Raw genomic sequence first — 17926 nt, 5'->3', positions numbered from 1 at the left:
CCGCTGTAGCCGCCGATACTTCGAGGCATGGCGCGCCGGACCGCACAGATGCACGGCCAGATGCGAAAGGTTGACGCTACGCGACTGGGCAAGTCCGGCGATCAGCACCGCAAGCGTCACAAGCCGGCTCTTGCTTAGCGAAAAGTGCCGACCTAACGTCTCGATGAGAGCGGAATGAATCAGTGTCATGGGCGAAGATCCTTTGCTGAGGAATCTTCAATCCAAACACATCATCCCGTTCTCACCCTGACTGTCGTGTACCGTGGAATCCGTTTCAGCGCGACACGCTTTAGGTTGAGCGAGGCGCGCCGCGCCTCGCTCAAGGATGGCGGATCGGATTAAGGGGCCACCTCGACATGGCCCTTCATGTTGGGATGGAAGCGGCAGAAATAGTCGACCGCTCCTGCCGCCTTCAGCGTGACCTTGCCCGTCGACTTTGCCGGGATCATCACATCCCAGCCGCCTTTCACAGTGGCGGTGTGGGCGAGGACATCCTTGTTCGTCCATTCGATCGTATCGCCGACCTTGGCCTGAACGTTTGCCGGCGAAAAAACCAGCTTGTCGATCGTCACCTCGATCGTCGCCGCGAGCGCCGGCGACGCGCCGAGCGCCAGCGCCAGCGCCGGGGCAAGAAGCAACGGCCTCATTTCAGCATGCCGGCGACATGTTCGGCATGCTGCTCATGCCCTTGGAAGATCTTGAGGCCGGTCTCCAGCAGGCTCTTCAACTCGGCATTGCTTGCCGATGGGATGAGCAGGGTTTCGAGCGCGCCGTTGACCTGCTTGTGATAGGCGACCTCGTTCTCGATATAGGCCTTGTCGAAGTCAGCCCCCTTGAGCTTCGCCAGCTTGGCGCGCTCCTCCTTGGCGGCCTTGGCCAGCGCCTTGCTGGTGTCATTGTCCTCGGGCGTGACCTTCAGCTTCTTCACCAGGTCGAGCGCCTGCTTGTTCACCGCCTCATGGTCACGCTCCATGTCCTTGGCGAAGTCGACGACCTCCTTGTTCTTCGACTTCTTGATCGCCAGCTTGGCCGCCTCGATGTCGATCGTGTCGGCCGTATAGGCGATGTGGGCGATCTGCGGGTCGGTGGGCTTTTCGGCGGCTTGCGCCAGCGGCGCGGTGCTCGCGAAGAAAAGGGCGGCGAGGGCGGCGGTTGATGATCGCATAAACATGGCATCTCCTTCGCCCGGCGGCGCTGGCCCCGGGCTTCATCTGGTGTTGACTGCCATTGGATGCAGGGAGGGGCGAAACGTTCCCGGGAAAACGGCCAGGGACCGAAATTAGGCCTCGAACCCCAGCCTTCTCATCACCGCCTGCGTCAGCCGCTCGCAGCGCTGGCCGGCGAAGGGGAAGGCGTCCAGCAGCACCGGGCCGATCTCGTCGTCGAGCGCCTTGCGCACCAGCGTTCGCGCCCGGTGCAGCCTCGTCTTCACGGTTTCAGGCCGCACGCCCAGAAGGTCGGCGGTTTCCTCGATGCTCAGGCCCTCGATGACGCGGGCGACGAAAACCGTGCGATAGACATCGGGAAGGCTGTCGGTCGCCCGCTCGACAAGCCCCAGGATCTGCCGCTGTGCCATCGTCCGCTCCGGATCGTCACTTGGGTTCAGGGGAAACCGGATGATCTGCGCCTCCGGGTTTTCGGGCATCGCCACGATGCGCTTGCGCTTGCGCAGCCGGCCGAGCGCCTCGTTGATGACGATGCGCGACAGCCAGGTGGAAAGCGACGCCTCGCCGCGAAAGGCGCCGAGATTGGCGAAGGCGCGCATATAGGCCTCCTGCACGATGTCCTCGGCCTCGGCGTCGTTGCGCACCACGCCGCGCGCGATGCGGTAGAGCCGCTGGTTGTGCGTCTTGATGATAGAGCGGAACGCATCCGGATCGCGTGCAAGCGCCCGGCGCACCAACGCCATGTCGTCGGCATCGGCCGCGCCTGTTTCGGCAGCTTCGATAGCAGGCTTTCTCATCTCGCCCTGATCTCCCGGCAACTGTTACATCCGCGATTGGATGCGCTTGCCGACAAAAGGTTCCCGAGTTGGTCGAGCGGGCCATGCTAGCGCTTCGGCCGAGGCTTGTCTGCCGCTGGCGCGGAACCCTCCGACGATCAGCCTGTCACCTGGCGGCCGCAGCCGCAGCGAGCCCGCGCAGAATGTCGGCCTTGAGATCCTCGACATCCTCCAGGCCGACCTGCAAGCGGATCAGCGGGCCGGCATAGGCTGCTTTGGCAATGGTACGGTCGCCGAGGAAGACCGGAACGGCGAGGCTCTCATAGCCGCCCCAGGAATAGCCGAGGCCGAAGATCTTGAGCGCGTCGAGGAAGGCATGCTGCGCTTTCTGCCCGCCACCCTTGAGCACGATCGAGAAGACGCCGCTGGAGCCACAGAAATCACGCTTCCAGAGCGCATGGTCGGGATGGCTTTCCAGCGCCGGATGCAACACCTGCGCGACGCCCTGCTGCTCTTCCAGCCAGCGCGCGATATCGAGCGCGCTCTTGCGGTGATGCTCAAGCCGCACCCCCATCGTGCGCAGGCCGCGCAGCACCTGGTACACATCGTCCGGACCAGAGCAGCAGCCGAGAGCGCAGAAGCCGTCATAGAGCTTCGTCCAGCAGGCCTCGTTGGCCGAAACCAGGCCGAGCAGCACGTCGGAATGGCCGGCGGGATATTTCGTCGCCGCTTGGATCGAAATGTCGACGCCATGGGCGAGCGGCTTGAAATAGAGCGGCGTCGCCCAGGTATTGTCCATCATCACGATGGCGCCGGCGGCGTGCGCGGCCCTGGCGATCGCCGGGATGTCCTGCATCTCGTAGGTGTTCGATCCCGGCGATTCCGTGAACACCGCCCTGGTGTTGGGCTTGATCAGCGAAGCGATGCCGGCGCCTATGCGCGGCTCGTAGTATTCGACCTCGACGCCGAGCCGCTTCAGCATCGTATCTGCGAAATGGCGCGTCGGGTGGTAGACGCTGTCGACGATCAACAGGTGATCGCCAGCGGCAAGGAAGATCAGGAGCGGCACCGTCACCGCCGCCAGTCCCGAAGGCACCGCGACGGTGCCGGCCGAGCCTTCCAGCGCATCGACGGCGAGCGTGAGCGCGTCCATCGTCGGCGTCCCGCGCGTGCCGTAAGTGTATTTCTGGCTACGCCTGGCCATCGAGGCGGCATCTGGGTAAAGCACCGTCGAGGCGTGCACGACCGGCGGGTTGACGAAGCCGAAATAGTCGCGCGGGTTGTTGCCGGAATGGGCAAGCAGCGTGTTGACGCCCATTTCGATGCCGTCCTTAGCCATGGTTCGTCGCCTGTCGAATGATATCGGGAGATCAGCCATAAAGCGGCAGCAAAGCCCGCGCAACCGCGCCGGGCCCGCCAAAGGCCGGTCTTCCGCTAGGCCAATCCAACGGCGCGTGCGGCCAATAAAGCACCGCTATTGCAGGGACGGATTGTGCCGGCGAATCATGGTTTCACGCGGCCGTAACTTGACTGATTTGTTCGCATGGCCTGCCGGTTTCATGGGCTCTTGTCCGCAATTCAGGCATTTGCGGCAATTGCTTTTCATACCTCTTCGGATTCGGTCATTTCCCTTGACCTCACAGGAATAATCGCCTTCGATGCGTTTCGTGAATGGGAGGCAGCGCGTCGGCAACCGATGCCGGTCCGGGAGTGGCCTTAAAGTGGGAGCTGCATTCACAAACGACAAAAGATCAAGCGTCGCCTGGCAGCAGGGGCGCCTGTAACAGAAAAGGGTCTGTGGGTCATGAAACACATTGCAATCGGCATTCTTGGCGCCGCCGCGCTCGGGTTCATGGCGTCCGCCGCTTCGGCCGGCACGCTCGATACCGTGAAGCAGAAGGGCTTTATCCAGTGCGGCGTCTCGACCGGCCTCGCCGGCTTCTCGGCGCCGGACGACAAGGGTGACTGGAAAGGCATCGACGCGGATTTCTGTCGCGCCGTCGCGGCCGCCGTCTTCGGTGACGCCTCCAAGGTCAAGTTCACGCCGCTCAGCGCCAAGGAACGTTTCACCGCCCTGCAGTCGGGCGAGATCGACATCCTGTCGCGCAACACCACCTGGACCAGCAACCGCGACAGCGCGCTCGGCCTCGATTTTGTCGGCGTCACCTATTATGACGGCCAGGGCTTCATGATCAACGCCAAGAAGCTGCCGGGCGTGAACTCCGCGCTGCAGCTTTCGGGCGCCGCCGTCTGCGTGCAGAGCGGCACCACGACCGAGCTCAACCTCGCCGACTACTTCAAGAAGAACAAGATGGAATACAACCCCGTCGTGTTCGAGAAGCTCGAAGAGGTCAACGCTGCCTATGACGCAGGTCGCTGCGACGCTTACACCACCGACCAGTCCGGCCTTTACGGCATCCGCCTGACGCTCTCCTCGCCGGCCGACCATGTCGTGCTGCCCGAGATCATCTCCAAGGAGCCGCTCGGCCCGGCCGTGCGCCAGGGCGACGACCAGTGGGCGCATATCGCGCGCTGGACGTATTTCGCGCTGCTCAACGCCGAGGAAGCCGGTATCACGCAGGCGAATGTCGACGAGATGAAGACGTCGACCGACCCCAACATCCAGCGTATCCTCGGCACTGAGCCCGATGGCAAGTACGGTGCCGACCTAGGCCTCTCCAACGACTGGGTCGTCAACATCATCAAGGCTGTCGGCAACTACGGCGAAATGTTCGAGCGCAATGTCGGCTCGGGCAGCCCGCTCAAGATCGCGCGCGGCATCAACGCGCTGTGGACCAAGGGCGGCCTGCAATACGGTCCGCCGATCCGCTGATTGAAACGTGATCCGGGGGGCATCTGCCTCCCGGTTTCTCTTTCCAGGGGACGGTCCATGACTTCGCAGGAAATCCTTCGCGAGGAGCCGAGTCGCGGCTCCTTCATCAATGACCCGAGAATACGCAGCCTGTTCTTCCAGACGCTGGTCGTGATCCTTGTCTTTGGCTCGATCTGGTGGATCGTCAACAACGTCATCGAGAACCTACAGCGCCTGCACATCGCTTCAGGCTTCGGGTTCCTCAGGAGCAGGGCGGGCTTCGACATTTCCGACACGCCGATCGCCTACACGTCGGACTCGTCCTATTTCCGCGCCCTCGTCGTCGGCCTGCTCAACACGATCATCGTCGCCGTCGTCGGTATCGTCCTTGCCACCATTGTCGGCTTCACGGTGGGCATCGGCCGCCTGTCGCAGAACTGGCTGATCCGCAAGATCTGCACGGTCTATGTCGAGATCTTCCGCAACATCCCGCCGTTGCTGGTCATCTTCTTCTGGTACTCCGGCGTGTTGGCCGTGCTGCCGCCGCCGCGCGAGAGCTATCACCTGCCGTTCGGCTCCTTCCTGAACCAGCGCGGTTTTTATTTCCCCCGCGCGGTATGGGGCGACGGCTCGTGGCTGATTGCCGTCGCCTTCCTGCTCGCGCTGGCAATGGCCTGGTTCGTCGCCCGCAAGGCGCGCCAGAGGCAGATGTCTACCGGTCAGCAATTTCCGGTCTTCTGGACATCGGTCGCGCTGATCGTCGGCCTGCCATTGCTCGCCTTCTTGCTTGCGGGAATGCCGCTCACCCTCGATTTTCCGAAGCAGTCGACCTTCAACCTGACCGGTGGCTTCTGGGTCAAGCCGGAGTTCCTGTCGCTCTTGCTTGCGCTTTCTTTCTATACCGCGGCCTTCATCGCCGAGATCGTGCGCGCCGGCATCAGGGGTGTCAGCAAGGGTCAGACCGAGGCTGCGGGCGCGCTTGGCCTTCGCTCCGGACCGATCCTGCGGCTCGTCGTTGTGCCGCAGGCGATGCGTATCGTCATCCCGCCGCTCACCAGCCAGTATCTCAACCTGACCAAGAACTCCTCGCTGGCGATCGCCATCGGCTATCCCGATCTCACGGCCACGGCCGGCACGGTGCTCAACCAGACGGGACAGGCGGTCGAGGGCGTGTTCATCATGATGATCGCCTATCTGGTGCTGAGCCTGGTGACCTCGGCGGTCATGAACGTGGTCAACGCCAAGATGGCGCTGGTGGAGAGGTAGGGCCATGCAGGAACACGACATGGCTTGGGTGCGCACCGAGATGGCTCTGGCCCAGCCGGCGCCGCCCAGCGAACGCGGCGCCTATGCTTGGGTGCGCAAGAACCTGGTCGGCTCCGTCGGGGATATCATCCTCACCGTCCTGGGCATTGCCATCGTCGCCTGGATCGTGCCGCAGGTTGTCAACTGGGCCTTCATAAACGCTCAGTGGACCGGGCCGGACCGCACGGTGTGCACCACCGCCGCGCAGGGCGGCATCCAGCCCGAGGGCTGGACCGGCGCCTGCTGGGCCTTCGTCAACGCCAAGTTCGGCCAGTTCATGTTCGGCACCTATCCGATCGAGGAGCGCTGGCGGCCGATCCTGGTCGCCATCCTGTTCGTGGCGCTGTTGGTGCCGATGCTGATCCCGCGCGTGCCGCGCAAGGGGTTGAACGCGATCCTGCTGTTCGTCGTGCTGCCGATCGTCGCCTTCTTCCTGCTGCTCGGCGGCGTGTTCGGCTTGCCGGTCGTGGAGACCTCGCGCTGGGGTGGGCTCCTAGTCACGCTCAGCCTCTCCTTCGTCGGCATCGCCGTCTCGTTGCCCATGGGCATCGTGCTGGCGCTTGGCCGGCGCTCGAAGATGCCGATCATCAAATGGCTTTGCATCGTCTTCATCGAGACGGTGCGCGGCATTCCGTTGATCACCGTGCTGTTCTTCGCCAGCGTCATGCTGCCGCTGTTCCTTCCCGCGGGCGTCACCTTCGACAAGTATCTGCGGGCGTTGATCGGCGTGTCGCTGTTTGCCGCCGCCTATATGGCCGAAGTGGTGCGCGGCGGGCTGCAGGCGATTCCGAAGGGACAATATGAGGGGGCCGACTCGCTCGGCCTCGGCTATTGGCAGAAGATGAGCCTGATCGTGCTGCCGCAGGCGCTGAAGCTGGTTATCCCGGGCATCGTCAACACCTTCATCGGCATGTTCAAGGACACCAGCCTGGTCCTGATCATCTCGATGTTCGACCTGCTTGGGGTGGTGAAGCAGAATTTTGCCGATCCGAACTGGGCGACGCCGCAGACCCCGAAGTCCGGCCTGATCTTCGCCGCCTTCGTGTTCTGGCTGTTCTGCTTCGGCATGTCGCGCTATTCAATGTACACCGAACGCCGGCTCGACACCGGCTACAAACGCTGATGCGTGTCGCCCAAAAGTGTAGCGGCTTGGGGTAACGACATGCATCAGATGCAACGATAAAGGGGAATTTGGCCATGGCCACCGAAAACGCCGTCAGCGCCGAAGAAATCAAGGTCGATGCCAAGAAGATGCATATCTCGACCACCGATGTCGCCATCGACATCGTCGGCATGCACAAATGGTATGGCGAGTTCCACGTCTTGAAGGACATCAACCTCAAGGTGATGCGCGGTGAACGCATCGTCATCTGCGGTCCGTCCGGCTCCGGCAAGTCGACCATGATCCGCTGCATCAACCGGCTGGAAGAGCACCAGAAGGGCAAGATCATCGTCGACGGCAAGGAGCTCACCAACGATCTGAAGAAGATCGACGAGGTGCGCCGCGAGGTGGGCATGGTGTTCCAGCACTTCAACCTGTTCCCGCACCTCACCATCCTGGAGAACTGCACCCTGGCCCCGATCTGGGTGCGCAAGATGCCGAAGAAGCAGGCCGAGGAAATCGCCATGCATTTCCTCACGCGCGTCAAGATCCCGGAGCAGGCCAACAAGTACCCCGGCCAGCTCTCCGGCGGTCAGCAGCAGCGCGTCGCGATCGCGCGCTCGCTATGCATGAACCCGCGCATCATGTTGTTCGACGAGCCGACCTCGGCGCTCGATCCCGAAATGATCAAGGAAGTGCTGGAGACGATGGTAGGGCTGGCGGAAGAGGGCATGACCATGCTCTGCGTCACCCACGAGATGGGCTTTGCCCGCAAGGTCGCCAACCGGGTGATCTTCATGGATCAGGGCCAGATCGTCGAGCAGAACACGCCGGCCGAGTTCTTCGACCACCCGCGCCACGAGCGCACGAAGCTCTTCCTGTCGCAGATCCTGCACTGAGCGGGCACCATATCGATTTCGAAAGCCCGGCCGTCGCGGCCGGGCTTTTTTGCATTTGGGCTATCGACTAGTGATCGACTGATTGCAACGCGACGGAACCGCCACGCCCGATGAGAAGATCCCTGCGTTTCCTGGCGGCGCTGGTTGTCGCGGTGGCCTTGGCTGCCGTGCTCGGCACGCTGGTGCCGCGCCCGCTCCTGCCTGCCGCCGCGGGCGGCGAAGGCACGCGGCGCATCCTTGTGCTGAAGAACGCGATCCACACCGACATCGCCATCCCCCTCGACTACGGCGTGCGCCGGCGCTTTGCCTTCCTCACCGCTGCCGGCCTGCCGACCGATGCGCCGCAGGCGCGCTACATCGTCTTCGGCTGGGGCGGCCGAGCCTTCTATCTGGAGACGCCGACCTGGTCGCAATTGAAAGCCGTGCCGGTGCTGAAGGCGCTGACGCTGGACGCCTCGGTGATGCATGTCGATATCGCCGGCGCGATTCTTGAGCCGCATCCCGATGTCGCCGGCTTCGACATCGACGAGGCGCATTTCGCGGCACTCATCGACTACATCGCGGCGAGCTTCCAGAACGGCGCGAATGGCCCGGTTGCCATCGACAATGCAGGCTACTCAACCTACGACCGCTTCTACGAGGCCAACGGCCATTTCAACGCGTTGGTCGGCTGCAACACCTGGACGGCGGCGGCACTGCGCACCGCCGGCCTCCGTACCGGCTGGTGGAACCCGGTGCCGGTTTCGCTATGGTGGTCGTTGCAGCTGTATGACTAGCTTCTATGATCAGCCGGCCTTGCGGTCCTGCTTCGCCACATATTCGCGCAATGCCTTATTGATCGCGCTCTGGTAACCGCGGCCATCGGGTGTGCGTCTCTTGAACCAAGCCACCAGATCCGAATCCAGGCGAAGGGTCAGTTGCTGCTTGATCGGCTTGAAATACGGATTTCGGACAGCGCTCTGCCAGAATTCTTCGCTCAGTTCGGGGATGTCGCTCGTATCGACATCATCCTCCGAACGTGCCTTTAGCGCCGCGATTTCCGCTTTCTGGACTTCGGTCAGCGGAGGCGGGTTTGCAGGGTCGAATTTATACCGAACGATTTTCCGCATAACGTCTCCTTTCTCTCGTCGTTGCCCGCCGCGCTGAAATGATGCGGATCACTTCGTCTCCATGTTCTTCCCAATCGGTATGGGCAACCAGCAATACAAGTGCGCCATCAACCAGACCGGTCGTCTGCCAACGATATTCACCGCCTTCTATCCTGTCTTGCTCCGTCAGTGCGAACGGATCGGAGAAAACGCGAACGGCGGTCTCGAAACTCACGCCGTGCTTGCTCAGATTGGACCCGGCTTTCTCCAGATCCCACTCAAATCTCAATTCACTCATCCAGTGTAACCACGAAAATGTAACTACAAATAGCCATTACGTCAAGGGCGGCTGTAGGGGCCTACCGCCTCGCAACCTTCCGCTCCTCCCAGCCATAGAGCCAATCCAGGTCCGCCGCGAGCCTCTCCGCCGGTCGCGTCGCCAGCACCACATTGCGCGCGATCGCCACAGGCCCCCATGCGTGCCACGCCAGCCGATTGAGCGCTCCGCGTTTCAGCACCCTCTCGACGCGCGGCCGTCGAAGATTTTCCCAGACAGTGAGGCTTCGAGCCGGATCGCCGGGGGAGTCGGCGACCAAATTGGCGAGCGTCGAGGCGTCCTCTATGCCCATTGCCGCGCCCTGCGCTGCGAACGGCGTCATGGCATGCGCGGCGTCGCCGATCAGCGCGATGCCTTCCGGCATCGTCCAGCGGCGCTGCTCGACGGTGTGGATCGGAAACGCTGTCCATAGCCCCGCCAGCGCCACGAGCCTTGCGAGCATCGCTGCGGTGCCACGCATCGCATGGGACAGAATGGCCGGGTCGGCATGGCCGGACCAGCCTTCGGCGATGCGCTCGCCCTTGGTGAAAGCTGCCAGGTTGAAAGCGCTGCCCTTGCTCACCGGATAGGCGACCATGTGGAAGCCGGCATGCAGGAAGGTGGTGACGCAGTCGGCGGCGGCGATTTGCGCAAAAGCCTGGCCGGCGGCGCTTTGCGCCGGGATCGTCGCCCGCCAGGCCAGTTCGCCGGAGAAGCGGCTTATCGCAAAGCCGACGGTCCGGGCTAACTCGGCGCGAACCGAGGACCACACGCCGTCCGCTCCGACCAGCAGGCCGCCTGCGACTTGCGCGGCCTTGCCGTCGGTCTCGACCGTCGCGGTTACGCTTTGCGGGTCGACGGCGATGCCGATCACCCGCGCGCCGGTGACAAGCTCGATATCGGGCCGTTCCGCCGCCGCAGCCATCAGCGCCGCCTGCAGGTCGGCGCGATGCGCCACTAGATAGGGCGCGCCCCAGCGACTTTCACCGGATGCTCCAAGCGGTACGCGCGCCAGCTCACGCAGGCTTCTCGCATCCTTCAGCACCACCGCTTCCGGCCGGACCGCGTTGGGCAGCAGGCGATCGAGGACGCCGAGCTGGCGCAGGATGCGGGTCGCATTGGGGGAAAGCTGGAGACCGGCGCCGGCCGCTTCGAGCTGATTGGCCTGCTCGAACAGTTTCACCGGGAAGCCGCGCGCCGAAAAGGCGAGCGCTGCCGTCAGTCCGGCGATGCCAGCCCCGGCGATGACGATTTGCCGGGACCGTGTCTCATTCATGGTCGGGGAAAAAAGCTCAGGCCGCCTGATCGACATAGAGGCAGCCGGCCGGCTGCGTTTCCGTCGCCTTCAGCGACGGCGAATAGCGATAAAGCGTCGAGCAGTAAGGGCAGACCTTTTCGTTGTCGTCGCCCATGTCGAGGAACACATGCGGATGGTCGAAGGGCGGGTTGGCGCCGGTGCACATGAATTCCTTGACGCCGATCTCGATGACCGGATGGCCCGCGTCGTTCTGGAAATGGGGAATGCTACCGCCTGCCATCGTCGTCTCCAATTGAGTTCGGCCAGTGACCAGTCTGCATCTGGATCATAACAGGCCGGTTTGCAAGATCGATGAAATCAAACTGTCGCAAAAGGCTGGCAGAGGATAAGTTGAGCCGGTTAAGCGCATGAGGCCGGTGTCGAAGCGATTCCGTGACGGATCATGCGTAATGAAAGCGTGTTAGAGCGTCTATTACGCGTCCGGCAGCGTATGGCGCGGCAAAAGAGACGGTTGCGGGCAAGGAAACCATGAACGAACTGAAGCCGGTGCAGAGCGAGTTCATCACCGTCGAGGCGGCAAGCCCGGACGGCGGCAATCCCGACCGTTTCGTCAACCGCGAATTCTCCTGGCTGCAATTCAACCGCCGTGTGCTGGAGGAATCGCTGAACGAGCATCATCCGCTGCTCGAACGCGTCCGCTTCCTGTCGATTTCGGCGGCCAATCTCGATGAATTCTTCATGGTCCGCGTCGCCGGCCTTGCCGGCCAGGTGCGCGAAGGCATCGCGCTGAAGAGCCCCGACGGCCGTACCCCCGAGCAGCAGCTCGAGCAATTGCTGCGCGAGGTCGAGCGCCTGCAGGAAGACCAGCAGAAAAGCCTCTCGGCGCTGATGGCGTTGCTCAACAAGGAAGGCATCGAGAGCATCACCCGCGATGCGCTCACCAAGGACGAGAAGAACTGGCTGGAAGACCATTTCCAGGAACAGGTTTTCCCGGTGCTGACGCCGCTGTCGATCGACCCGGCGCATCCGTTCCCGTTCATCCCCAATCTTGGCTTTTCGATCGCGCTGCAACTGCGCCATCGCAAGAATGGCGAGGAGATGAGCGCGCTCTTGCGCCTGCCGGTGGCGCTCAGGCGCTTCATCCGCCTGCCCGACCGCAAGCACCACGTCCGCTTCATTCCGCTGGAGGAGGTGGTCGGCATCTATATCGGCAAGCTTTTCCCCGGCTACGAGGTCAAGGGCTCCGGCACGTTCCGCATCATCCGCGACAGCGATATCGAGGTGGAAGAAGAGTCGGAAGACCTCGTGCGCCTGTTCGAGACGGCGCTGAAGCGCCGCCGCCGCGGCTCGGTGATCCGCATCGAATTCGACACGCTGATGCCGGCCGCGCTGCGCGATTTCGTCGCCGGCGAGCTCGGCGTCTCGTCGAGCCGCATCAGCGTCTTGACCGGCCCGCTGGCGCTCAATCAGATCTCCGAGATCGTCGCCATTCCGCGCGACGACCTGAAATTCACGCCCTACAATCCGCGTTTCCCCGAACGCATCCGCGAGCATGGCGGCGATTGCCTGGCCGCCATTCGCGAGAAGGACATCGTCGTCCACCACCCCTACGAATCCTTCGACGTGGTGGTGCAGTTCCTGCGCCAGGCGGCGGCCGATTCCGAAGTGGTGGCGATCAAGCAGACGCTTTACCGGACCTCGAATGACAGCCCGATCGTGCGTGCGCTGATCGACGCCGCCGAGGCCGGTAAATCAGTCACGGCGCTGGTCGAGCTCAAGGCGCGTTTCGACGAGGAGGCCAACATCCGCTGGGCCCGCGACCTCGAACGCGCCGGCGTCCAGGTCGTGTTCGGCTTCCTGGAGTTAAAGACCCACGCCAAGATGTCGCTTATCGTGCGGCGCGAGGACGGCCGGCTGCGCAATTACGTCCATCTCGGCACCGGCAACTACCACCCGGTCACCGCCCGCATCTACACCGACCTGTCCTTCTTCACCACCGACCGGACGATCGCGCGCGATGTCGCGCAGCTCTTCAACTTCATCACCGGCTATGCCGAACCGGCCGAGGAGATGCGTCTTGCCGTGTCGCCCTTCACGCTGCGCGAGCGCATCCTGAAGCACATCGCCGAGGAAGTCGTCCATGCGCACGAAGGACGGCCGGCGCGAATCTGGATGAAGATGAACGCGCTGGTCGACCCGATCATCATCGATGCGCTTTACGACGCCAGCCGCGCCGGCGTCGAGATCGACCTCGTCGTGCGCGGCATCTGCTGCCTGAGGCCGCAGGTGCCGGGCCTGTCGGAGAACATCCGGGTGAAGTCGATCGTCGGCCGTTTCCTCGAGCACAGCCGCATCTTCTGCTTCGGCAACGGCCATGGCCTGCCGTCGGATGAGGCGATCGTCTACATCTCGTCCGCCGATATGATGCCGCGCAATCTCGACCGCCGCGTCGAGACCCTGGTGCCGATCACCAATCCAACTGTGCATGAACAGGTGCTTGGCCAGATCATGCTGGGCAACATCATGGACAACCAGCAAAGTTTCGACGTATTGGCTGACGGCACCTCCCGGCGCGTTATGCTGGAAGAGGGCGAGGAACCGTTCAACGCGCAGGAATATTTCATGACCAATCCGAGCCTTTCCGGACGGGGCGACGCGCTGAAATCGCATGCTCCCAGGCGCATTGCTCAGTTCAAGCGCCGCAAGAAGAACGCCGCCGCGTGATTTCAGTTTCCCAGGGCCGGCTTCAGGACCGGCGTCCGCTGTCGATCATCGACATCGGGTCGAACTCGATCCGCCTCGTCGTCTATGAAGGGCTGGCGCGCTCGCCGACGCTGCTGTTCAACGAAAAGATGCTGGCCGGCCTTGGCCGCGGCATCGTTTCGACGGGCAAGCTCGACCCCGAGGCGGTGACGCGCTCGATGGAGGAGTTCCGCCGCTTCCGCGCGCTTTCGGACCAGGCGGGTGCAGAGCACATGTATGTGCTGGCCACCGCCGCCGCGCGCGAGGCGGGCAACGGTCCCGATTTCATCCACCGCGCCGAGGACGTGCTGAAGACCGAGATCCGGGTGCTGTCCGGGCGGCAGGAGGCCCATTATTCGGCGCTCGGCGTCATTTCCGGCTTCCATCCGGCCAACGGCATCGCCGGCGACCTTGGCGGCGGCAGCCTCGAGCTGGTCGACATCAACGGCGAAGCGATCGGCGACGGCATCACGCTGCCGCTCGGCGGCCTGCGCCTGCAGGACATGGCCAGGAACTCGCTCGCCCAGGCGCAGAAGATCGCGCGCCAGGAGCTGGCCCGGGCGAAGCTCTTGAAGGGCGGGCAGGGCAGGGTCTTCTACGCCGTCGGCGGCACCTGGCGAAACCTTGCCAGGCTGCATATGGAGATGACCAACTACCCGCTCGGCGTCATGCATCATTACGAGATATCAGCCGAAAGTGCGGTGAGCTTCCTCAAGCAAGTGGCAAAGGCCGAGATCGAGAAGGTCAAAGGCATCGAGGGCGTCTCCAAGAACCGCCGCTCGTTGCTGCCTTACGGCGCCGTGGTGCTGCAGGAGATCATGTCGGTGATGCAGCCGTCGAAGATCGTCGTCTCGGCGCAAGGCGTGCGCGAAGGCTTTCTCTATTCGCTGCTCGACGCGGCCGAGCAGAAGGCCGACCCGCTGATTTCGGCAGCCGAGGAACTGGCGCTGCTGCGCTCGCGCTCGGTGCACCACGCGCATGACCTGGTCGAATGGACCGGCAAGGCCTTCAAGGCCTTCGGCATCGACGAGACGGTGGACGAGGCGCGCTATCGCCATGCCGCTTGCCTGCTCGCCGACATCGGTTGGCGCGCGCATCCCGAATATCGCGGCAGGCAGTCCCTCAACATCATCGCGCATGCCTCCTTCATCGGCGTCGATCATCCCGGCCGCGCCTATCTGGCTTTAGCCAGCGCCTACCGCCATGACGGCATCTTCAACGATGGCATCGCGCCCGAGATCAAGGCGCTGGCGCCGCCGCGCATGCTCGAGCGCGCGCGCGTGCTGGCGGCGCTGATGCGCGTCGTCTACCTGCTGACGGCGGCGATGCCGGGCGTGATGCCACGCCTGAAATGGGAGAACCGCGGAAACGGTGCGCTGGCGCTGGTTCTGCCGGCGTCGCTTTCGGACCTCTACGGCGAACGCCCGGCCGGCCGGCTGGCGCAACTCGCGCGCATCACCAACCGGCGCTTGGTGCTGGCGGTTGAAGGCGGCCCGAGCGTTTCTGTAAAATAGAGCCGGCTCAGGTCACCTCGGCGCCGATACCGAAGCCACGCCCGTCCGCCGACCACGCACCGGCGCCGGACATGGCGAGCGCCAGGAAACCGCCGGCAATGGCAATGTCCTTCATCAGCATCTGCTGGTGCATAAAGGCTAAAGTCGCATCGTCCGCGTCCTGGCCGTAATGGCCGATGAAGCCGGCGACGATTGAGAAGGCGGCAAGCAAGAGCGCCACAATCCGCGTCTGGAAGCCGACAAGGATGAGCAGGCCGGCGATCATCTCGAAAAGACCCGTGCCCCACGCGGCCAAGGTCGGCAACGGCAAGCCGAGACTGGCGAAATAGCTGATCGTGCCGGTGATGTTGGTCAGCGCCTGGAAGCCTGAGGGTACGAAGAGCGCGGCAAGCAGCAGTCGCGAGACCAGAAGCAGTGCGTTGCGGACCATGTCCACCTCCCTTGCCGGTACCGGGATTGTACCGACTTGCGGCGCAGTTTACGCCTGCACTTCAGAAAACGAAAAAGCGGCGCGGAAAATTCCGCGCCGCTTGCGTTTGAGGCTTGGTGGAGCGGTCAGGCTCGGCGACTTTAAAGCGCGTCGCGCTGAAACGGATTCAGGCGACGCGCTTTAAAGTCATTGTTTTGATGCATGTCGTCGCCCAGAACCGCTGCGCACTTCTGGGCGACATGCTTTGGCCGTAGCCTTCCGTCCGGAATTGCGTCCGGCAAGCTCAGCCGCGCTTGGCGTCGATCGAATAGGCGCCGGCGCCGGAAGAAGCGAGCAGGATGAAGCCGCCGGTGATGGCGAGGTTCTTGAGGAACTGGATCATCTGCATCTGGTCGGCCCAGCCGGTGTGCGCGACCAGACCGGTGGCGATCGTGAATACGGCGAGCACCCAGGCGGCGATCCGGGTCTGGAAGCCGAGCAGGATGGCAAGGCCGCCGAGCAATTCGATCAGGCCGACGACAACGGCCGTGACCGTCGGTAGCGGCAGGCCGAGGGCGCCGAAATAGCCCGCAGTGCCGGAAATGGCGGTGAGCTTGCCGAAGCCGGAAAGCAGGAAGATGACGGCAAGCAGGACGCGGCCAAGCAGGATCGTGGTGGAGCCGTTGGAAGCGGTGCTGGCGGCAGCGGTGGAAGTGTTGATGGACATGGCGAGTCTCCGAATGGGGTTTGAATGGTCCGTCAGATAGACGATGGAGACTGTTCACCAAAGCTACTTATCCGGTGACACATCGTTCACAGAAAAGATGTTCCTGACATTCGCGGGCGCGCGCGAAAATCATGTCGGCGGATCGGATTCGGGAAGCAAATTGTGCTGCCGCAAAATCCCTGTCGCTTCGTCATCCACGGGCGAAGCAAGGAGCAAAGCGACGCGGCGCAGACCCGAGGATCCATTCCGTGACGTCAAAAGCGGCCGCCGCGGTGCAGGTTTTGCTCCGCTGCGCCCTTCGCCCTAGGTAACGGCATGGATTCCAGGGTCTCCGCGACGGAGCTTCGTTCCTGCTGCGCCCTGGAATGACGACGTCGCGAGGCTATGGCTGCAACAACGAAGGCTTCACCCCGGATGGGTCATGTCCTCGGGCCGCACCAGCCGGTCGTAATCGGCTTCGTTGACCAGCCCGGTGGCCAGGGCTTCCTCGCGCAAGGTCGTGCCGTTCTTGTGCGCGGTCTTGGCGATCTTGGCGGCGTTGTCGTAGCCGATGGTCGGCGCGAGCGCAGTCACCAGCATCAGCGAGCGGTTCAATGCCTCTCGTATGTTGTCCTCCCGCGCCTCGATGCCGACCACGCAATTGTCGGTGAAGGACACGGAAGCGTCGGCCAGCAACTGCACCGACTGCAGGAAATTATAGGCCATCAGCGGGTTGTAGACATTGAGCTCGAAATGGCCCTGGCTGCCGGCGAAGGTCAGCGCGGCGTTGTTGCCGAACACCTGCACGCAGACCTGCGTCAGCGCCTCGCACTGGGTCGGATTGACCTTGCCGGGCATGATCGAGGAGCCCGGCTCGTTCTCCGGCAGCGACAGTTCACCGAGGCCCGAGCGCGGGCCGGAACCGAGGAAGCGGATGTCGTTGGCGATCTTGAACAGTGCCGCCGCCGCCGCGTTGATCGCGCCATGTGAGAACACCATGGAATCGTGCGCCGCGAGCGCTTCGAATTTGTTCGGCGCGGTGACGAAGGAAATCCCGGTGATGGAAGCGATGCGGTCCGCGACTTTCTCCGCAAAGCCGACCGGCGCGTTGAGCCCGGTGCCGACGGCGGTGCCGCCCTGCGCCAGTTCCTGCAGGCCGGGCAGCGTCTGCTCGATGCGCTTGATCGAGGATGAGACCTGCGCCGCATAGCCCGAGAATTCCTGGCCAAGGGTCAGCGGCGTGGCGTCCTGCGTGTGGGTGCGGCCGATCTTGATGATGTGGTTGAAGGCGCGCGCCTTGGCGTCGAGCGCCTTGTGCAGATGGTGCAGCGCCGGGATCAGATGGTGCGCGACCCGCTCGGCGCAGGCGATATGCATGGCCGTCGGATACGTGTCGTTCGACGACTGGCTCATATTGACGTGGTCGTTGGGATGCACCGGCTTCTTCGAGCCCATGACGCCACCGAGCATCTCGATCGCCCGGTTGGAGATCACCTCGTTGGTGTTCATGTTGGACTGCGTGCCCGAGCCCGTCTGCCACACCACCAGTGGAAAATGCTCGTCGAGCTTGCCGTCGATGACTTCCTGCGCGGCGTCCACGATCGCCTTGCCGATGGCGGGATCGAGCCGCTTCATCTCCATGTTCACTTCCGCCGCGGCGCGCTTGACGATGCCGAGCGCGCGCACGATCGAAGCCGGCTGCTTTTCCCAGCCGATCTTGAAATTGCCCAGAGAACGCTGCGCCTGAGCGCCCCAATAGCGGTCGGCCGCGACCTCGATAGGACCGAACGTATCGGTTTCGGTTCTGGTCTTTTGAGCGCTCACTGGAAGTCT

Annotated in this window: 18 protein-coding genes and 1 pseudogene; 7 read left to right on the top strand and 12 right to left on the bottom strand. The window is 63.3% G+C overall.

Annotated elements, in window-relative coordinates; genetic code table 11:
* The 5 genes and pseudogenes from YU3_RS40970 to YU3_RS0131425 form a co-directional block, all read right to left on the bottom strand.
* Window positions 1-189, bottom strand: a pseudogene (locus YU3_RS40970) (hypothetical protein); the annotation flags it as partial.
* Between the two features lie 149 nt (window positions 190-338).
* On the bottom strand, window positions 339-647 hold the full coding sequence (locus YU3_RS0131440) for a cupredoxin family copper-binding protein (protein WP_027169919.1): 309 nt from the start codon (window positions 645-647) through the stop codon (window positions 339-341).
* Window positions 644-1171, bottom strand: coding sequence for a DUF4142 domain-containing protein (locus YU3_RS0131435; RefSeq protein ID WP_027169918.1), 528 nt, complete (start codon window positions 1169-1171; stop codon window positions 644-646). Before YU3_RS0131435 ends, YU3_RS0131440 begins: the two co-directional genes overlap by 4 nt.
* Before the next feature lie 108 nt (window positions 1172-1279).
* Window positions 1280-1963, bottom strand: a complete 684-nt coding sequence (locus tag YU3_RS0131430) for an RNA polymerase sigma factor (protein WP_051334166.1) — start codon at window positions 1961-1963, stop codon at window positions 1280-1282.
* 145 nt (window positions 1964-2108) lie between these two features.
* Entirely contained in the window at window positions 2109-3281 is a 1173-nt protein-coding gene (locus tag YU3_RS0131425) for a cystathionine beta-lyase (RefSeq protein WP_027169916.1), read from the bottom strand.
* 465 nt (window positions 3282-3746) lie between these two features.
* Here YU3_RS0131425 and YU3_RS0131420 point away from each other — a divergent pair, with 465 nt between their 5' ends.
* The 5 genes from YU3_RS0131420 (at window position 3747) to YU3_RS0131400 (ending at window position 8836) form a co-directional block, all read left to right on the top strand.
* Window positions 3747-4775, top strand: a complete 1029-nt coding sequence (locus YU3_RS0131420; protein ID WP_027169915.1) for an amino acid ABC transporter substrate-binding protein — start codon at window positions 3747-3749, stop codon at window positions 4773-4775.
* Between the two features lie 57 nt (window positions 4776-4832).
* The gene (locus YU3_RS0131415; RefSeq protein WP_027169914.1) at window positions 4833-6020 is read left to right on the top strand and encodes an amino acid ABC transporter permease; all 1188 of its coding nucleotides are present in this window, start codon (window positions 4833-4835) and stop codon (window positions 6018-6020) included.
* Between the two features lie 4 nt (window positions 6021-6024).
* Entirely contained in the window at window positions 6025-7182 is a 1158-nt protein-coding gene (locus YU3_RS0131410) for an amino acid ABC transporter permease (protein WP_027169913.1), read from the top strand.
* Between the two features lie 74 nt (window positions 7183-7256).
* Entirely contained in the window at window positions 7257-8060 is an 804-nt protein-coding gene (locus tag YU3_RS0131405) for an amino acid ABC transporter ATP-binding protein (protein WP_051334165.1), read from the top strand.
* Between the two features lie 110 nt (window positions 8061-8170).
* A complete protein-coding gene (locus YU3_RS0131400; protein WP_027169911.1) occupies window positions 8171-8836 on the top strand; it encodes a TIGR02117 family protein in 666 nt (221 codons plus the stop codon).
* Window positions 8837-8845: 9 nt separating this feature from the next.
* On the opposite strand, the gene YU3_RS0131395 is transcribed toward YU3_RS0131400, so the two are convergent.
* From YU3_RS0131395 to YU3_RS0131380, 4 genes are all read right to left on the bottom strand, one after another.
* Entirely contained in the window at window positions 8846-9169 is a 324-nt protein-coding gene (locus YU3_RS0131395; RefSeq protein WP_027169910.1) for a BrnA antitoxin family protein, read from the bottom strand.
* Complete coding sequence (locus YU3_RS39940) at window positions 9147-9446, bottom strand: BrnT family toxin (RefSeq protein WP_084508439.1); 300 nt, start codon at window positions 9444-9446, stop codon at window positions 9147-9149. Before YU3_RS39940 ends, YU3_RS0131395 begins: the two co-directional genes overlap by 23 nt.
* A 61-nt stretch (window positions 9447-9507) precedes the next feature.
* A complete protein-coding gene (locus tag YU3_RS0131385; RefSeq protein WP_027169908.1) occupies window positions 9508-10740 on the bottom strand; it encodes an FAD-dependent monooxygenase in 1233 nt (410 codons plus the stop codon).
* Between the two features lie 16 nt (window positions 10741-10756).
* Window positions 10757-11002, bottom strand: a complete 246-nt coding sequence (locus YU3_RS0131380; RefSeq protein WP_027169907.1) for a zinc-finger domain-containing protein — start codon at window positions 11000-11002, stop codon at window positions 10757-10759.
* 248 nt (window positions 11003-11250) lie between these two features.
* Between YU3_RS0131380 and YU3_RS0131375 the strand changes: the two genes are divergently transcribed.
* Both YU3_RS0131375 and ppx read left to right on the top strand, forming a co-directional pair.
* Window positions 11251-13446: an RNA degradosome polyphosphate kinase gene (locus YU3_RS0131375; protein WP_027169906.1), complete on the top strand. Its 2196-nt coding sequence runs from the start codon at window positions 11251-11253 to the stop codon at window positions 13444-13446.
* Window positions 13443-14978 (top strand): exopolyphosphatase, encoded by a 1536-nt coding sequence (gene ppx / locus YU3_RS0131370; RefSeq protein WP_027169905.1) that lies wholly within the window; start codon window positions 13443-13445, stop codon window positions 14976-14978. Before YU3_RS0131375 ends, ppx begins: the two co-directional genes overlap by 4 nt.
* A 7-nt stretch (window positions 14979-14985) precedes the next feature.
* Here ppx and YU3_RS0131365 read toward each other — a convergent pair whose 3' ends face one another.
* The 3 genes from YU3_RS0131365 to fumC form a co-directional block, all read right to left on the bottom strand.
* Window positions 14986-15408: a DoxX family protein gene (locus YU3_RS0131365; protein WP_027169904.1), complete on the bottom strand. Its 423-nt coding sequence runs from the start codon at window positions 15406-15408 to the stop codon at window positions 14986-14988.
* 283 nt (window positions 15409-15691) lie between these two features.
* Entirely contained in the window at window positions 15692-16114 is a 423-nt protein-coding gene (locus YU3_RS0131355; RefSeq protein WP_027169903.1) for a DoxX family protein, read from the bottom strand.
* 405 nt (window positions 16115-16519) lie between these two features.
* Window positions 16520-17917, bottom strand: coding sequence for a class II fumarate hydratase (gene fumC, locus YU3_RS0131350; protein ID WP_027169902.1), 1398 nt, complete (start codon window positions 17915-17917; stop codon window positions 16520-16522).
* Window positions 17918-17926 lie beyond the last annotated feature (9 nt).

The organism is Mesorhizobium sp. WSM3224 (genome assembly GCF_000427725.1).
Taxonomy (GTDB): Bacteria; Pseudomonadota; Alphaproteobacteria; order Rhizobiales; family Rhizobiaceae; genus Mesorhizobium.
This window is presented reverse-complemented; position numbering and strand designations above follow the sequence as displayed.

Bases quoted from the DNA above. Each gene is read 5' to 3' on its own strand.
- YU3_RS0131380 (WP_027169907.1), bottom strand. From the start codon at position 11,002: ATGGCAGGCGGTAGCATTCCCCATTTCCAGAACGACGCGGGCCATCCG.
- YU3_RS0131400 (WP_027169911.1), top strand. From the start codon at position 8,171: ATGAGAAGATCCCTGCGTTTCCTGGCGGCGCTGGTTGTCGCGGTGGCC.
- YU3_RS0131435 (WP_027169918.1), bottom strand. From the start codon at position 1,171: ATGTTTATGCGATCATCAACCGCCGCCCTCGCCGCCCTTTTCTTCGCG.
- YU3_RS0131375 (WP_027169906.1), top strand. From the start codon at position 11,251: ATGAACGAACTGAAGCCGGTGCAGAGCGAGTTCATCACCGTCGAGGCG.
- YU3_RS0131355 (WP_027169903.1), bottom strand. From the start codon at position 16,114: ATGTCCATCAACACTTCCACCGCTGCCGCCAGCACCGCTTCCAACGGC.
- YU3_RS0131430 (WP_051334166.1), bottom strand. From the start codon at position 1,963: ATGAGAAAGCCTGCTATCGAAGCTGCCGAAACAGGCGCGGCCGATGCC.
- YU3_RS0131440 (WP_027169919.1), bottom strand. From the start codon at position 647: ATGAGGCCGTTGCTTCTTGCCCCGGCGCTGGCGCTGGCGCTCGGCGCG.
- YU3_RS0131420 (WP_027169915.1), top strand. From the start codon at position 3,747: ATGAAACACATTGCAATCGGCATTCTTGGCGCCGCCGCGCTCGGGTTC.
- YU3_RS0131365 (WP_027169904.1), bottom strand. From the start codon at position 15,408: ATGGTCCGCAACGCACTGCTTCTGGTCTCGCGACTGCTGCTTGCCGCG.
- YU3_RS0131415 (WP_027169914.1), top strand. From the start codon at position 4,833: ATGACTTCGCAGGAAATCCTTCGCGAGGAGCCGAGTCGCGGCTCCTTC.
- YU3_RS0131425 (WP_027169916.1), bottom strand. From the start codon at position 3,281: ATGGCTAAGGACGGCATCGAAATGGGCGTCAACACGCTGCTTGCCCAT.
- YU3_RS39940 (WP_084508439.1), bottom strand. From the start codon at position 9,446: ATGAGTGAATTGAGATTTGAGTGGGATCTGGAGAAAGCCGGGTCCAAT.
- YU3_RS0131395 (WP_027169910.1), bottom strand. From the start codon at position 9,169: ATGCGGAAAATCGTTCGGTATAAATTCGACCCTGCAAACCCGCCTCCG.
- YU3_RS0131405 (WP_051334165.1), top strand. From the start codon at position 7,257: ATGGCCACCGAAAACGCCGTCAGCGCCGAAGAAATCAAGGTCGATGCC.
- YU3_RS0131385 (WP_027169908.1), bottom strand. From the start codon at position 10,740: ATGAATGAGACACGGTCCCGGCAAATCGTCATCGCCGGGGCTGGCATC.
- YU3_RS0131410 (WP_027169913.1), top strand. From the start codon at position 6,025: ATGCAGGAACACGACATGGCTTGGGTGCGCACCGAGATGGCTCTGGCC.